Annotated in this window: 1 pseudogene; it reads right to left on the reverse strand. The window is 84.0% G+C overall.

Going from position 1 to position 407, the window contains the following annotated elements:
• Positions 1-407, reverse strand: a pseudogene (locus GTQ99_RS24025) (ATP-dependent helicase); the annotation flags it as partial.

Consider the following 407-nt stretch of genomic DNA (forward strand, 5'->3'; position numbering starts at 1 on the left):
CGGCGTCCCCGGGCCGCCCGGCGGCGGCCGGGGCGGTGCGGCGCAGCGCCCGCCGCAGCCGGCGCAGCCCGACGGCGTCCGCGCCGCCCAGCGGGGAGGTCAGCAGCTCGCGGGCGGCGGCCTCGTCGAGCGCGTCCGGCTCCAGGACCACCGCCAGCGCGGTCAGCAGGGGCCGCACCGCGGGTTCGTCGCGCAGCGGCACCTCGGCCGGCGGCAGGGCCAGCGGCACGCCCGCGTGCTCCAGGGCCCGGCGCAGCGGCGCGGTGCGGTGCGCGGAGCGCACGAGCACCGCCATCCGCGACCACGGCACGCCCTCCAGCAGGTGCCGGCGGCGCAGCAGCCGCGCCACCCAGGCCGCCTCCTGCGCCGGCGAGGGCAGCACCACCGCGCGGGCCCCGCGCCCGGTC

It is taken from the genome of Kineococcus vitellinus (assembly GCF_009906315.1).
Taxonomy (GTDB): Bacteria; Actinomycetota; Actinomycetes; order Actinomycetales; family Kineococcaceae; genus Kineococcus; species Kineococcus vitellinus.